Annotated in this window: 13 protein-coding genes and 1 pseudogene; all 14 read left to right on the top strand. The window is 75.8% G+C overall.

Features of this window, described 5'->3' with window-relative positions; all coding sequences use genetic code 11:
* A pseudogene (locus ACFVIM_RS23655) lies at positions 1–358 on the top strand (hypothetical protein); the annotation flags it as partial.
* Positions 359–393: 35 nt separating this feature from the next.
* On the top strand, positions 394–888 hold the full coding sequence (locus ACFVIM_RS23650; protein WP_384304630.1) for a LuxR C-terminal-related transcriptional regulator: 495 nt from the start codon (positions 394–396) through the stop codon (positions 886–888).
* Positions 889–929: 41 nt separating this feature from the next.
* Positions 930–1,712 carry a hypothetical protein gene (locus tag ACFVIM_RS23645; protein ID WP_384304628.1) on the top strand — a complete coding sequence of 261 codons (783 nt, stop codon included), beginning with the start codon at positions 930–932 and terminating at the stop codon, positions 1,710–1,712.
* Positions 1,709–2,233 (top strand): hypothetical protein, encoded by a 525-nt coding sequence (locus ACFVIM_RS23640; RefSeq protein WP_384304625.1) that lies wholly within the window; start codon positions 1,709–1,711, stop codon positions 2,231–2,233. The genes ACFVIM_RS23645 and ACFVIM_RS23640 overlap by 4 nt, the downstream gene beginning before the upstream one ends.
* A gap of 28 nt (positions 2,234–2,261) precedes the next feature.
* A complete protein-coding gene (locus ACFVIM_RS23635; RefSeq protein WP_384304623.1) occupies positions 2,262–3,419 on the top strand; it encodes a hypothetical protein in 1,158 nt (385 codons plus the stop codon).
* Positions 3,416–4,114 carry a hypothetical protein gene (locus ACFVIM_RS23630; RefSeq protein WP_384304620.1) on the top strand — a complete coding sequence of 233 codons (699 nt, stop codon included), beginning with the start codon at positions 3,416–3,418 and terminating at the stop codon, positions 4,112–4,114. Before ACFVIM_RS23635 ends, ACFVIM_RS23630 begins: the two co-directional genes overlap by 4 nt.
* A gap of 94 nt (positions 4,115–4,208) precedes the next feature.
* Positions 4,209–6,002, top strand: a complete 1,794-nt coding sequence (locus tag ACFVIM_RS23625; protein WP_384304617.1) for a glycoside hydrolase family 15 protein — start codon at positions 4,209–4,211, stop codon at positions 6,000–6,002.
* Positions 6,003–6,065: 63 nt separating this feature from the next.
* Positions 6,066–6,356: a hypothetical protein gene (locus ACFVIM_RS23620; protein ID WP_384304614.1), complete on the top strand. Its 291-nt coding sequence runs from the start codon at positions 6,066–6,068 to the stop codon at positions 6,354–6,356.
* Between the two features lie 64 nt (positions 6,357–6,420).
* A complete protein-coding gene (locus ACFVIM_RS23615; RefSeq protein WP_384304611.1) occupies positions 6,421–7,488 on the top strand; it encodes a hypothetical protein in 1,068 nt (355 codons plus the stop codon).
* Positions 7,476–8,417, top strand: a complete 942-nt coding sequence (locus ACFVIM_RS23610) for a hypothetical protein (RefSeq protein ID WP_384304607.1) — start codon at positions 7,476–7,478, stop codon at positions 8,415–8,417. Before ACFVIM_RS23615 ends, ACFVIM_RS23610 begins: the two co-directional genes overlap by 13 nt.
* A 77-nt stretch (positions 8,418–8,494) precedes the next feature.
* Entirely contained in the window at positions 8,495–11,266 is a 2,772-nt protein-coding gene (locus ACFVIM_RS23605) for an AMP-binding protein (protein WP_384304604.1), read from the top strand.
* Positions 11,267–11,286: 20 nt separating this feature from the next.
* A complete protein-coding gene (locus tag ACFVIM_RS23600; RefSeq protein ID WP_384304601.1) occupies positions 11,287–12,447 on the top strand; it encodes a GntR family transcriptional regulator in 1,161 nt (386 codons plus the stop codon).
* 48 nt (positions 12,448–12,495) lie between these two features.
* Positions 12,496–13,323 carry a zinc-dependent metalloprotease gene (locus ACFVIM_RS23595; protein ID WP_384304599.1) on the top strand — a complete coding sequence of 276 codons (828 nt, stop codon included), beginning with the start codon at positions 12,496–12,498 and terminating at the stop codon, positions 13,321–13,323.
* Positions 13,320–15,572, top strand: a complete 2,253-nt coding sequence (locus ACFVIM_RS23590) for a tetratricopeptide repeat protein (RefSeq protein WP_384304597.1) — start codon at positions 13,320–13,322, stop codon at positions 15,570–15,572. The genes ACFVIM_RS23595 and ACFVIM_RS23590 overlap by 4 nt, the downstream gene beginning before the upstream one ends.
* The last annotated feature ends 29 nt before the right edge of the window (positions 15,573–15,601 follow it).

Genomic DNA, 15,601 nt, shown 5'->3' with positions numbered 1-15,601 from the left:
GGTGCTGCCCGTCGTGCTCTATGCCCTCGCCGCCCCGCGCGACCACCGAGACCCGCACACCGAAGGCCCGGAACGTCCCGACTGCGCGCAGGTGTTCGCCGCGGCCCAGGGATATGCCGACCTCAACCGGTGGCCGGTCGGCCCGCGGATCCTCGACACCACCGGCGACACCGACCCGCGCAGCCGCCCCGGCTGGTCCCGCGCCCTTCGCGCGGTCGCCGACGGGCACGCCCACGGCATCGTCACCGTCTCCCGCGCCCACGTCACCGCCATCGGCCCCTGGTACGCGGACGTCCTGCACTGGTGCGCGGACCAGCGGGCCGCCCTGTACCTGGTCCGGTCGGAGACCTCCTGGTGACCCCCCGTCCGCTCTCCAACTCAACGGAAGCTCTGATGGCTACTTCGCCTCCTCCCTCCGCCGCCGCGCCCCTCACCCCGCTGACCGCGTCGGAGGCCGGTGTCCTGGCCAAGATCGCCGCCGGCTTCACCGCCAAGGAGGCCGCCGCCGAGCTGGGCATCCGGCCGGTCACCGTCCACGCGCACATGCGGACCGCGGGCGACAAGCTCTACGCGCAGTCCGCGCCGACCCGGGTCCACGCCGCCTACACCACCGGACAGCTGCCCCTCCCGGAGCCGCTGGACGAGCCCGCCGCCCTCACCGACGAGGACCGCCGGCTGATCGAGGCGCTCGCCGTTCACCCGCTCATGCCCCAGGTCGCCCGGGCCGCCGGGCTCGCGCCGAGCACGATCTCGGGCCGGATCAAGACCCTCATGGAGAAGTGCGGGGCGAAGACCCACCCCCATCTGGTGCATCTCGGCCACGCCTTCCGCATCCTCCACGCCGACACCGCCGCCGCCGGGCCCGCCGGGCCGGGTCACTCCCGCTGACCCCGCGCCCTGCCCCACCGCATCAGGAAGAGAAGACGAGCATGGATCTGCTCCGCCCACGACGGCGGCCCCCGGCCCCGGTCCGGTTCGACGCGCGTGTCGTGGAGGCGGCCGGTGCGCTCGTCGCCCGCACACTGCGCCAGCGCGGCCTGTCCCCGCTCCTGGCCACCGGGTCCACCGTCGCCGTGGCGATCCCGGACCGGTACCCCACCACCCTCGCCGGAGTCCCGGCCGTACCGCTGACCGGGCACGAGGTCACCACGGTGGGCGTCCTGGAACAGGCCCTGCACGCCCGCGGCGTCACCGCCCAGGTCACCGTGGTCCGCCTCCCGGACCCGGCGCCGAGGATCGTGTTCGCCACACCCGGCGACGCCCGCGCGTTCGCGCAGCTCGTCGAGCGGGAGCTGACGGACGACCAGCGGGCCGCCGGGCGGCTCAGGGCGGCGCTCCACTCGGCCGGGATCACCACCGCTGCCCCGGACGCCGTACTCGGCATGGTCACCATCGGCGCGGTGAGCCTGCCGGAGGCCCGCCTGCTCTACCAACTGCTCGGCGGCCGGACGGCCGGTCTTCCCGAGCACACCTGGCGGCATGCGCCGGTCCTGACCACCTGGCTCGCCTCCGCCCTGGTCGCCGTCCTGCCCGACGGGCCGCCGGTCCGCGTCGAGGCGGAACCGGGCGGCGAGGACTGTTGCGAGCCGCGCATCGTGCTGGGCGAGGCGACACCCGAGCGGGCCGGGCACCTCGCCGGCGCCGTGGAGGCGGCGACCCGGCGTCTGCTGCTGCCCGCCGGCCCGGCTTCCAGGACGGGGGCCCGCGCATGACCCGGCAGGTCAACCTGCTGCCCAACAGCGACATCAACCCCGACGCCCGCCTTGTCCGCCGCAGGGCCAAGGCCGCGAACCCCCCGGTCCGGAAACGGCCACCAGGGTTGGCGGAGGTCTTGGCGGCGCTGGCCGCCGGGGCGACCACCACCGAAGCGGCCCACGCCCTCGGCCTGAAGGTCGGCGACCTGGCGCCCCTGCTCGCGCGGACCGGTGTCCGTACCGGCGCCGGCATCCCTTCTGCCCTCCACACCGCCTACAGCAGCCGGACGCTGGCCCCGCCCGCGGCCGAGCCCGTGCCCGCCGGGATCGGCGCGGACGAGATCCGGCTGTGGCACGCCCTCGCCACCGAGCCCACCTCCGCGGGCGTCGCCCGCGCCGCCGGCCTGCCGCACGCGGCCGTGCACCGCGCGATACAGCGGCTGCGGCACCGCGCCGGGGCCCGCACCTCCGGCGAGCTCATACGCATCGGCCACGCCACCGGCCTCTTGGCCCCCTCCGTCCCGCAGTACCGCCGCTGACCCGGCCCGATACCCAGGACCCCGCCTCATGTCCCTGTCGTTATCCCCGCCGTCCGCCACCGACGAGAGCGCCGTGCTGGTTCTCCGGCAGGCGCTGACCGCCCGTCAGCTCGCCCCCGCCGAGGTCACGGCGCCCGGCGGTGAGGCGTACGCGTTCGTCTGCTCCACCGGCACCCCCTACGTCCTCGCCGGGGTCCGCGTCGACCCGCAGGCGGAGTTCACCGAGCGGGGCGCCGCGTTCCTTCAAGCCGCCCTGGCGGGTGAGCGGGTCACGGCCCGGGTCACGGTCTGCGAGCGGCTGCCCGACACCGCGCGGATCGCGCTGCCCACGCCCGCCGACGCCCGGGCCCTGGCCGGCCTGGTGTGGCGGGAGATGCCCGAGGCCCACCAGGCCGCCGACGAACTCCGCGCCACTGTGCTGCGGCTCGGCCTGGTCAACGGGTGCCCGATGGACGATGTCCGGCCGAGGGCCGCCGGCGGCCGGGTCACCATCGGCGACCTGACCGCACAACAGGCCCTGCTGGTCCTGCGCCTGCTCGGCACGCGCCCCCACGCCCCGTTCCGCCCGTCCAGCTGGCAGTACCTCCACGACCTCGCCGCCCTGCTGCGCGACCGGCTGCGGGAGACCGTCCCGCCCGCCATCACCACGGCCGCCGACCCCGTGTGCGGCACCTGCCGCGACTCCCGGGACCCCGGGATCACCCTCGGAGACGCGGCGCCGGACCAGATCCGCGCGCTCGCCGCCCACCTCGCCGACGGCCCCCGGCGCGTCACCCCCCGCAGACCGCCGCGGCCCGGCCCGCGCCCCGCCTGCCCGGGCGTCCACTCCGAGCCCGCCCAGGACCCCCTCATCACGGCGGTCCGTGCCGTCCTCGCCGCGGCCGGATGGACACGGGCCGACAAGCGGACCACCGGCGGGGAGGTGCTGGAGTTCACCGGCTCCGGCCGCCTCGCCCTCACCCACCTCCCCGGCGGGGCGCACCAGCTCACCGTCAGCGGGACCGGCGACGGGGAGCAGGGCGTCCACCGGGTCACCGTCCCCTGCGGCGACAACGTCCTGCCGCTGCTGCGCCTGGTCGTCGGGCACCAGCGTTCCCTGCCCGGCACCCTGGACGGCTTCCTGGAGGCCGTGGCCGGCCGGTACTCCTCTCTCACCGTCGAGTCCGGCACCGGAGGGCGGCTGTGAGCACCCGCAAGATGCCGGTCCTCGTCTACGCGTGCGGCGGAGGCGGGCAGGGCCTGGCCGCGCTGCCCGGCCTCGTCCAGCAGGCCACCCGGACCGGATGCCGGGTCCTGGGCGCGGCGGCGGACACCGACAGCACCATCGCGCTGTCCGCGCGGCCGGGCTGGCAAAGCCTTCAGCCGCTGCTGGACGGCGGGGCGCTGGTCCTCCCCTCGGTCGACGACGTCGACGAACTCCCGCGCTACCGGCGGGTACTGCGGGTCCTGAGCTCGGGCGCGGTGGTGGTGGAAGGAGCCGGTCAGCGAGCCCCGGGGCAGGCCGCGGCCCCTGTCCGCCGCGACGGTTCCGGGAGCCTGTGCCACCTCAGCTTCCCCGCCGACCCGGTCCATGTGCCGGCCGTGCTGCGGGCGGCCCGCACCTTCCTTCTCTGGGGCGCCCGGCGCCCGGCCGCCGGGCTGGTGGAGGCCGTGGAGGAGGAGGTCGGCGAGGCCGTCAGCCACCGCTCCTCCCCGGCGCAGGCCGTCTCCGTGACCCTGCGGACCGGGGTGGGCGTCGTCCACGCCGACGTCACCGGGCGCACCACGCGGCCGGTGACCGTATGCCCCGGGGACCACGTCAGAGGGGCTCTGAAGTGGCACTTCGAACTGGGCGCCGGAGGAGTCCGCACCACCCGGATGCAGTTCGCCCTCCAGCCCTGACCCCTCCCGTGCCCGTGCCCGCGCCCGGCACCGCCCGGGCCCGGCCCTTCCGCTCCTTCTGTTCCGTCCGTATTCGTGAGGAAAGCCCTTCACCATGTCTCGTATCGAGGACCACGCCCTGATCGGCGATCTGCAAACTGCTGCACTCGTGGACCGTCACGGCACCGTCGACTGGCTGTGCCTGCCCCGCATCGACTCGCCCTCCGTCCTCACCGGGCTCCTGGGCGCCGACGACCACGGAACCTGGCGCCTTGCCCCGGCCGGGGCGACGGGCCCCGCCACCCGGTGGCGCTACCGGCGCGACACCCTGGTCCTGGAATCCGAGTGGGACACCCCCCACGGCACCGCCCGCGTCCTGGACTTCATGCCCCCGCGCCACGGCGGCGCCCCCCAGCTGATCCGCATCGTCGAGGGCGTCACGGGCTGGGTTCCGATGGCCTCCACCCTCACGCTCCGCCCCTTCTACGGGCAGACCATCCCGCACATATCCGCCCTGCCGGAAGGCCGGCACTCCATCGTCGTGGAGCCCGACACCCTGTGGTTCGACTCCGAGCCCGTCGCCGTCGAGGACGAAGAGGGCCGGATCATCTCGGACTTCACCATCCGGGCCGGGCAGCGGCTGGCCCTCACCCTGACCTGGGCCCCCGGCGAGGAGCCCCCGCCGCTGCCCCGGCCCGAGCGGGCCCTGCCGATCACCGAGGCGTTCTGGCGGGACTGGATCACCCAGTGCACCTACGAGGGGCCGCACCGCGACGCGGTGATCAGGTCCCTGATCACTCTCAAGGCCCTCACGTACGCGCCCACCGGCGCCGTCGTCGCCGCGCCGACCACCTCCCTCCCGGAGGAGATCGGCGGCGCCCGGAACTGGGACTACCGCTACACCTGGCTCAGGGACGCGGCCCTGACCCTGTCCGCGCTCGGCGCGGCCGGCTACCGCGACGAGATCAGCGGCTGGACCGGCTGGCTGCTGGACGCCGTGGGCCCGGACGTCGAGCGGCTCCAGATCATGTACGGCGTCGGCGGGGAGAAGGAACTGCCCGAGCGGGTGCTGAACCACCTGCCCGGATACGAGAACTCCGCCCCGGTCCGCATCGGGAACGGCGCCGCGCACCAGCTCCAGACCGACGTGTTCGGCGAGGTCTGCGACCTCCTGCACCAGGCCCGCGCGTGGGGGCTGGAGCCGGACGACAACCTCAACGCCCTCCAGCTCGACCTCGCCCAGCAGGCCGCGGTGCTGTGGCGGGAGCCCGACGAGGGAATCTGGGAAGTCCGCGGGCCGCGCCGCCACTTCGTCCACTCCAAGATTCTGGCCTGGGCCGCGATCGACCGGGCCGTGGACCTGATCGAGTCCGGGGCGGTCGACGGCCCGGCGGAGCAGTGGCGCGTGATCCGCGACGAGATCCACGAGGAAGTGTGCGCGAAGGGCTACGACCCCGACCGCAACACCTTCACCCAGTCCTACGGCTCCCGCGAGCTGGACGCCTCCGTCCTGCTCGTCACCCAGACGGGTTTCCTCCCGCCGGACGACAAGCGGGTCATCGGAACCGTCGAGGCGATCCAGCGGGAGCTGTCCACCCCGGACGGGTTCCTCCTGCGCTACCGCACCGCCGGCAGCGACACCGGGGTGGACGGGCTCGCGGGCGACGAGGGCGCCTTCCTGCTGTGCTCGTTCTGGCTGGCCGAAGCCCTCACCCTCATCGGCCGCGCCGACGAGGCGGCCGAGCTGTTCGGCCGCCTCCTCGCGCTCCGCAGCGACCTCGGACTCCTCGCCGAGGAGTGGGACCCCCACTTGAAGCGGCAGGTGGGGAACTTCCCGCAGGCGTTCAGCCACGCCGGCCTGATCCTGGCCGCACTCGCTCTCCCGGCAGGCCGGAAGGGAACACGGTGACCCCCACCGCCCCCGCCCGCCGCACGCGGCACCGGCCGCCGCAGACCGGAGACCGCCGCGCCCATGAACCGCCCGCACCTGGCCCGCATCCGGAGCAAGCCCCTGCGCCGACTCACCCGGGACGCGGTGCAGGAGGGCTTCTCCCTGGGGGCGACGCGCTCGAATCACCTCGCGCTGGTGTGCCCCCGCTGCAAGATACGGACGACGTTCTCCCCGTCCCTGTCCGAAGGCGACCGCCGCGCGCACCACAACCTCCGGGCCCGGCTGCGCTCCCACGGCCTCGGCACCGGGAACGGTTCCCCGACGTCGTGCCCGCCGGCCGCCGGACAGCAGCCCGGCCCCTCCGCCCCCTAGAGCCCGGGGTTGCCGCGCTCCGCCAGGTCTGTCCGACGGGCGGTGACCGGTGACGCGTTCCCCGGTGACCTTGCTGCACGGCCGTCAGCCGGTCCGTCCGCCGGCGCGGCTCGTGCTCGACACCTGGCGCCGGGCGGGCGGGGACGGCGGAGAAGGACAGCGCCCGCTGCGGTTCCCGCCGTTCCTCGACCGGGGTCCGGTGTTCCCGGACGACCGCGAGGGAGCCGGGGAGCGTCTGGCGGCCGTCGAGGCCGCGGCGGTGCATGTGGAGGCGTTCGCGGTCGGCCCTGCCTGGCCCGGGCAGTGGGCGTGGGACCCGCCCGCCGCCCGCCACCGGGGCGGGCCGCCGCGCCCGTGGCCGGCCGGGCCGATGACGCTGGTGCTCCTGGACCGGCTCCTGACCAGCAGCCCCGACTGCTCCCGGGACACGGCCCGCCGCCTCAGCGAGCTCGCAGATCGGGCTGAGGCCGGGCTGGACCTGCGGATCCTGTCCCAACGGGCCGTACCGGGGTGGAACCTCGCGCACGGCTGGGGCGCACTCTGCTCCCGGATCGCCCTGCCCGGCGGGCACACCCTCTACGTCCGCGAGGACCCCGGCCCCGTGTACGAGGCGCGGGCCGACGCGCTCGACCGCGCGATGGCCGCGGTCCTGGACGTGACGGTGACCGGGGCGGACGCCCTGGCCGCGGTGAGGCACGCCGCCGCCCGGCACACCGCCGGACCGTGCCGGACCTGGACCGACTGCCCGTGCCCGCCCTTCACCCCCTCCCCGGCCGGGCGGCCCGTCGCCGCCGCCGTCCACCACCGGGGCCGGATTCTGCTCGTGCCCGGCCCAGGCGGGAAGCCGGGGCTCCCCGTCACCACGACCACCGCCGGGGAGAGCGCGGACGCCGCCGCGCTGCGGGCCGTCGAACAGCACACCCCGCACGCCGTGGTCACCGGCCGGGTGGCCGGTGACCGGCCCGGCCGTCCGCTGCTCGTGCTGTGCGCAATCCCCCACCCCGCCCTCACCACCGCGGGACCGGGCGCCGTGTGGGCGGACGCCCGCACGGTGCCCGGTCTTCCGCCGCTGCCCGCACCCTCCGGCACCGAGGGCGCCGCCCCGACGAAGGAGTACCCGTGTCCGACCTGAACTCCGTCACCCCCGGGCCCGCGCCGGAGCCCGGCAACCAGGACGGCGACACCTCCCCGAACCCCGTCAAGATCATCACCTGGAATCTCCTCACCGGCGGGATCACCGGAGCCGATGAGAGCCGGCGCCTCCGCCAGATCGAGCTGCTGGCCCAGTGGGCGCCGACTCTGCTGTGGATCACGGAGGCCACCGGCTGGCACCGCGGCGCCGGCCGCCGGTTCGCCGAACTCTCCGGGGCCACCGGCATGGGACACCTGGAGCCCGTCACCTCCCGGGTCGGCGACGGCGTGAACCACTCCGTCCTCTACTACGACACCACCCGCGTCCAGGTGGACGACCGCAGCGGCCTTCTCGCCGACGGCGTCTTCCACCACGGCTGCCAGCGCGCGTGGCTGACGATCGACGGCGTGCCGCTCACCTTCTTCGGCACCCACCTCTCCTACGCCGGCGGCGAGGCCCGGCTCGCCGAGACCCGGCACCTCGCGGACTACGGCGCGGATTTCGGCGACTGGCCCACACGCCGGGTCCTCGTCGGCGACATGAACAGCGCCGACCACAGCGACAAGGAGCCGCCCAGCTGGGATGCGATCCCGGCCAACCTCATCCACCGGTACTGCAAGGTCGACGAGGACGGGAACATCCTCGGCTACGACCGGGACGCCCGTGACCTCCTGCTCCGCGCCGGATGGCGCGACCCGCAGGCGGAGGTCGCCGAGCTCCGGGCCCCGACGACCGGCTACTGGTACGAGAACGAGAACGTCCCGATGAGGATCGACCAAGGCTTCGTCGCCGGGGACCGGATCAAGGTCGTGGACTACCGCACCCTCACCGGCGTCGAGCTGGACACCCTCGCCGACCACAGGCCGACGCTGCTCACCGTCCAGCTCCTGCCGCCGCCCGCCGACACCACGGTCGCCCTCGCGGCGTGACCCCGGCCACCGGCGCCCACCCCGTGCCGCCGGGCACCGGCACCCGCGCGCCCCTCTTCGCATCAGGAAGCCCCCTCGTGACGAACTCTCCAGCCTTCCCCTCACCACCGGGTACCGCCCGGGCGCGTACCGAGTCCCGGCCCGGCCTGACGGCGATCGTCCACGGCCACGGCCACCGCCAGGGCACCGTCCGGGCCATGGTCGAGGACGGCCGGACGCCCCTCACCTGGGCCGCCGCCACGGCCACCGTCCAGCGGATCGCGGAACTCCTGCGTACGGCCGGTATCGGGAGCGGGCACACGGTCGCCCTCGCCACCGCCTCCGGCCCGGCGTACCTGCTCGCTCTGCTGGGCACGCTGGCCGCGGGGGCAGCCCCGGTGGACGCCTCCCCGGAGGTGGTGGCGGAGGGGTGGCCCGCGCACCTGGACGGCCTCGCCCCGGCAGCCGTGGTCGCCGACCACCTCGCCGGCGAACCGTCCGCCCCTGCCCTGCCGGGGGTGCGGCTGTGGCTGTCCACCACCGCCGTCGCGCCGCCGTGGGCCGCGCCCTGGCCCGCCGGAACACGACCGCAGGACGTCGTCCCGGGCCCCCGGCCGCAGGCCGCCGGGGTGATGTACCGCGTCAGCCGCGGCGGCACCGTGTACCGGTGGGACCGGGGCGAGTTCACCCGGGCGCTCCTCGGCCGCTCGCCCTGGCGGCCCCGCACCCGGGCGGAGGCGCGGGTGCGGCTGCTGCTCACCAGCGGCCTGCGCACGGTGTGGGGGCAGGCCCGCGCCCTGGAAGTCCTCGCGGCCGGCGGCACGCTGATCTTCCCGCCCCCAGGGGAGACGACCGCCAGCGGGCTGTGGGATGTGGCTGCCCAAAACGGCGCCACTGCCGTGGAGATGACCGGGGACCGGGCCACCGCGATGGCGTCCGCGCTCGCCGCCCGCGGACCCCAGGGGCTGTCCGCCCTGAAGACGCTGATCACCTCCGGGGCCCTGTGCCCGGCGCGGACCAAGGAGACCCTCCTCGGCATGCTGCCGGGCCGGACGGTGCTCGACCGGTACGAGACTGCGGAGCACCATCTCCTCGCCGAGAGCGCGGCGGGCGACGGCGGGGACGTGCCGCCGAGCGGGTTCTTCCCCTTCCGGCACCCCGGCCAGGTCCTCACCCCCGGCGGCCGGCCCGCGATCCTCGCCGAGGACGGGACCCTCACGGCTCCCCGCCCCCATGCCCAGGGCGTCGGGGCGAACGGCCCGATCCCCGGCGGCCGTCTGCGGCCGGGCCCGGGCGGAGCCCCGCCGCTGTGCGGCGACCCGGCGCGCCTGCACTCCCCCTTCGAAGTGCTCCTGGGCCTGCCCCGCCCGGTCGGTGAGGCGGTCCTCGACGCCACCGACGTCGCCTCCGCCGGGCGGATCGCCGCGATCCTGCTGTCCCATCCGCACGTCACCCACACCGCCGTCGTGACCCTGGAGCACCCCGCCCGGGGACGGCTCCCCGCAGCCCTGGTCGTCCTCACCCCGGACACCGACCCGGAGACCGGACTCGCACGGGTCGCCGCCCACGCCCGTACGCATCTGCCCGACCGCCTCACCCCCCACGCCCTGGCCCGCGTCACCGCCCTGCCCGACGACGGCCTCGGCCGGCTCAACCTCGCCCGCGCCCGCGACATCCTCCAGACCACCGCCGCCGATCCCGGCGCCTCGGCCGCACCGGTGCGCCGCGCCCCGGCGGAGCGGTGGGACGACCTCGTCCTGCTCGCCCAGGACGAACAGGACCTGCTCGCCCAGGCCCTCACCGCCGTGCTCTCGGCGGACGCCGCCGCGCAGTTGAGCCGGTACCTCGACTACCCCCACGGCCCCCGGCCCCTGGCCGGCATGACCACCCCCGTACCGCACTTCCTGCAACCCTGCGCGGACGAGGTGGGCCAGTACCTCGACCACCTGCGGGACGCCGTCGCCGCGGCGTTCGACGCGATCGGCCGGTACGGCTGGCCGGATGCCCGCCGCTACGGGCCCCGCGCCGCCCACGCCGCGTGGCTCCTCCTCCAGCACGCCGACGTCCGCAACGGCGAACGCGCCCTGCTGCTCCCCCTCGTCGCCCGGGCCGTCACCGAGGGCCGGGCCGATCCGCGGCACCTGGCGCTGCTGACGGACCGCACCCTCGTGGAGAGCGGGGAGCCGCAGAAGTACGGGACCTTCGCCCTGCGCGGCCCCCGCCGTGTCCGGTTCCTGTATCACCTCGCCGACCACGACATGGACCGGGCCGACCACCACCGCACAGCGATCGGCCTCCCCACGCTCGCCGACGACCTTCAGCCGGGGCGCGGCCCGCTCCTGCCCTGCGGGCCCGGCTGGGCGACCGAAGGCCCCCGCCGGCAGGCCGTTTTCCCGCCCGACCCCGATGCCCGTCCCTCGGCCGGGCCGTGGCACCGCCACACCCCGGCCCGGCCCGCCGTCCCGCACGGCGCGGCCCCCGTGCACGTGTCCGCCGCCCCCCGGCACCACCGCCGCGCCACCCGGTACGCCCGCGGTCTACCCGACCCGCTCCACTCCACCGCCACCTGGCTGGAGCACACCCCCACCACCAGCGTCGTCGCCCAGTTCGACGCGGGCCCGGCCGCCGCGCAGTCGCTGCTGCGGCTCCGCGCGGGCGACATCGCCCGCTCCCGTCTCCTGATCGTCCTCCACGACCCGGCCGATCCCGGTCTGACCACCAGCGAGACCGCGGGCGCGCTCTCCAGCGGCATGCCCGTCGTCGTCACCGGCGCCGACACCGGCTTCCCGCTGCTGGGCCACCCCGGCCTCACCACCGCGCCCACCCCCGACGACGCCCTTCGCCTCGCCCTCGCCTGGGCCCGCCCATGACCCCGGAGACGCTCCCGGCCATGACCGCCATTCCCGCAGCCCCTTCCGCACCCGCCGATCCCGCCCAGGTCCTGCAGCGCCTGCACCGGTTCGGAGGCCCGCTCGCCGCCGGTTCCATCGCCGGAGCGTGCCGGGAGCTCGACGAGGTCCGCCGGCTCACCCGGGAGTGGCTGCCCGCCGCCCGCCGGTGCCGCGAGGACGCGGCCCGCTCCCCGGCCGACACCGCCCGCTGGAACGACCTGATCCGCGCCGCCGAGAACCCCTCCGTCGCACGCGGCGAACAGAAGCTGACCCACCTCTTCGTCCACTTGGCCGGGCTGCGTGAACTCCTGCGCGCCATCGCCGAGTCCACCCCGCCGAACTCCTCCGTCGCCGCCCTCGCCGACCGGCTGCGCGGCCTGATCACCACCGGGCATTACCCGCCCGGGGCCCTGCTCCCGCTGTCCGGCGTCGCCGCTACCCTCGGCACCACGAGCCCGCGCGCCCAGCTCGTGATCGCCGATCTCCTCGCTGAGAACGTCGTCGCCCGCCGCGGATCCGGGTACCAGGTTCCCGACCCGGACGCCCTCACCCCCGACGCCCTGCCCCGGCACGCCGCCGGCCTGCTGCGCGACCTGATCACCGCCGGGGTCTACCCGCCCGGAACGCCCCTCCCCTACATCCAGAGCCTGGCCCGCGCCCTGGCCGTCCGCCCTCCCGTCGTGACCGCCGCGCTGCTGATCCTCTCCGCCGAACAGACCGTGATCCACCACCCCGGCCAGCGCGCCCAGGTCGTCACCGGGCTCCGTCTTCCCTCCGCGCCACCACCCGCCCACCGCGGCGACGCCGACGTGCCGTTCGACGCCGAGGCCGCCGACGAACTCGTCCGGACGGCGCGCCGGTGGTGGCACTACCGCAAACGGCCCGGCCCCGCCGACCTTCACCAGTGCCTCACCGGCCTCCGAGATGCCGCAGAGCACCTCCTCGTCCTCGCCGGAACCGGCGGCGGGAGTCTGTCCCGACGCCGGGATAAGGAAGACGTCCGCGAACTGGCTCTCCGAACCGCCTACCTCCTGTCCGCCGAACCCCCCGACACGGCGGACCTGCGGGTCTGGCACACCGCCTGTCTCGCCACCGCCGTGTCCGACCTCCTCGACCGCACCGCAGCCTTCCCCCCGCTCCAGTACGCCGTCGGCGCGTAGCCGCCCCGACCACCCCTCCGTCCACGCCCAGAAGCCGAGAAGGAACCCGTGCCCCAGATCGACATCCGACTCACCGCCGGCCGCGCCCACCGCGACTTCGGCGAACGCCTGCGCGCCGTCGCCGAGGAGACCGTCCCCGTCGTCGAGGCGGTCACCCAGCTCCCTCTTCCCGACCCCGTCGTCATCCGGACGCTCACGCCCCGCAGGTGGCTGCGGGACCACAAGCGCAGCACGAAGCGGCGCCTCACCCTGGAGATGACCGAGCTCGGCCTGAGCGCCGTCCGCCCGCACCTGGGCTCGGCGAGGGCCAGCGTCCTGGGCGGCGTCGCGTTCCTGCGGACGCACTGGGTGGCGATCGGCGGGCAGGCCGTCGAGTACGCCCCGGACCGGCCGGAGGTGGTCATCTGCCCCGAAGCCCTCCGGCACTGCGGCCGCCTCGACGACCTGTCCATGCTCTACAAGATCGTCGCGCACGAGGTGACCCATCTGGCCCAGTACGCGGCCAGCGGCGGAGCCGTGTGGCGCGCGCAATCCACCCACTTCCCCGCACTGCGGGGAACGACGGACCTCGACTACCACTGGCTCCTGGAAGGCCACGCGTACGCGATGGACCAGCGGATCACCGCCAAGATCCTCGGCGCCCCGGTCCGCACCGACACGACCAGCCCACGGGCGTCCGCGCGCCACCGCGAAGTCGTCACCGAGGACACCCACCGGGCGCAGCTCCGGCATCTGGACCAGGCCGCCGACGGCGTGGAGGGCGCCATCGACCGCCTCGGGCTGGACACGTTCAATCGCATCTGGACCAGCCCGGATCTGATACCGCTGGAGCAGGAGACCGGGATGCCGGAGCAGTGGTGGGGGCGCTGGTCATGACCCTCCCACCAGAGCCGTCCGCCCTCGCCCCCGTACCCGCCCGGGGCCCGGCGGCGTCTGCGGTCCTCGCCCCGGCCGGCGCCGACACGGCCCGGGCGGTGCGGACCGACAACGTCATGGACGGGGCGACCGTCCACGGTCCGGCGGTGCAGGCCGGGCAGATCCACGGCGGTCTCCACCTCCACCCGGCCGCCCCCGTCCCGCCGCCGGTGCCGCGGCAGATCCCACCGGTCCCGGGCACGTTCACGGACCGCGCCGACGACCTGCGGGCCCTGGCGGCCTGGGCGTGCGGTCCGGGACCGGCCGTACGGACGGTGGTGCTCCACGGCGTCCCCGGGGTCGGGAAGACGCTGCTTGCGCACCGCGTCCTGGAACACCTCGCCGACGAGTTCCCCGGCGGGCAGCTCCAGGCCGGCCTCCACGGGCCCGACGGCCGTCCCGCCGACATCGGGGAAATCCTCGGCCGGCTCCTGCGTTCCCTCCACACCGGCCCCCTGCCTGCCGACACCGGTGAACGGGCCGCCTGGTGGCGCTCGTCCACCGCCGCCCGGCAGCCCATCGCGCTGCTCCTCGATCACGCCGCCGACGCCGACCAGATCCGCGCCCTGCTGCCCGGAGGGCGCGGCCATCTCGTCGTGGCCACCAGCCGCCAGGCACCGGCCGATCTTGCGCGCGACGGCGCCCTGCTCCACCCGGTCACCCCCTTCGGTCCCGCCGACGCCCGCACCTACCTGTCCCGGGTCACCGGCCCCGGGCGGCTCGACGGTGAACCGGCCGCCGTCCGGGCGCTCGTCGGCATGACCGCGGGACTCCCGCTCGCCCTCGGTATCGCCGGTGCCGCTCTCGTCGCCCGGCCCGACCGCACGGTCGCCGACACCGCCGCCGCTCTCACCCGCCACCGGCCCGCCACCGCCGCCACCGACCGCTTCGGAGCCGCTGTGAACGCCTTCCTGGACCACGCCTACCAGAATCTGCCCCGGCCCGGCGCCCGCGTCCACCGGCTGCTTGGCGCGCTGTTCACGAGCGACACCGACCCGGACCTGACCGCCGCCGTCTGCTCTCTCACCCCCGACCAGGCCCACCGGCACCTCACCACCCTGGCCACCGCCGGACTTCTCCAGCACACCGGCGATCACCCCGCCCGCGGCCCGGTGTTCACCTTCCCCACCGCCGCCCGGGACCACGCCCGCCGGCACGCACGCGCCACCGAGACCGACCAGGATGAGCCCGTACGGCGCGCGCTGGACTGGTACCTCGCCCGGCTCACCGCCGCCGAACGACTCCTCACCCCCACCCACCGGCGCCTGCCTCGCACCTACGCCCACTCGCCCGCCACGCCCGCGCCCTTCACCACCCCCGGGCAGGCCGCCGCCTGGCTCACCGCGCACCGCGACAACCTCGCGCCCGCCGTCCGCACCGCCGCCACCGCAGGTCTGCACGCCACCTGTTGGCAGCTCGTCCACGCCCTGTGGCCCCACCTCCGCATCACCCACGACTACGCCGTCTGGTTCGAGACCCACGACCTCGGCGTCACCGCAGCCCGGGCGTGCGGCGACCGCTCGGCCGAACGGGAACTCCTCAACACCTGGGGCATCGGACTGAGGGGCGACGGCAGCCACACGGCGGCGCTCGCCCGCTTCGGCGACGTCCTGGCGCTCGCCCGTACCGAGGGAGACCAGCGCGCCGAAGCCCAGGCTCTCCACGACCTCGGCGCCACCCACGTCGCCGCCGACGCCCCCGACGCCGCCCTCCCCCTGCTGGAGGAAGCGCGGACGCTGCGTACGGCGCTCGCCGCCCGCGCGGAAGCGGACGGCGACGACGACGAAGCCCGCGTACACCGCCGTTCGGCGGCCCTCACCGACACCGCACTCGGCCAGGTCCGCATCGACCAGGACCGGCCCCAAGAGGCGATCGGCCTGCTCTCGGCCGCCCGCACCGCGCTGCTCGCAGCGGGGGACCCGGTGGACGCCGGGCGGGCGCTGGCCTGGCTCGGCCGCGCCCATGCCGCCGCCGGGGACCGTCCGGCCGCCGTCGAAGCGGGCCGACTGGCGGTGGAGGAGTTCACCGGGCTGCGGGTACCGCGCTGGCGCGCGCGGAGCCTGGAACTCCTGGCCCTGACCCACCTGGACACCGGCCGTCCGGAGTCGGCCCGGGACCTCCTCCGGGCGGCACGGGAGACCTACACCCCGATCAGCCGACGCGACGCCGAGCGCGTCTCCGCCCGCCTGGACGCCCTGCCCGGCACCTGACCCACCCGGGGCCTTCCCCGGGGCCGGTC

The sequence above is a fragment of the Streptomyces sp. NPDC057638 genome, from assembly GCF_042800315.1.
GTDB lineage: Bacteria > Actinomycetota > Actinomycetes > Streptomycetales > Streptomycetaceae > Streptomyces.
The sequence above is the reverse complement of the archived record's forward strand: the minus strand, read 5'-3'. Positions and strand labels throughout refer to the sequence as shown.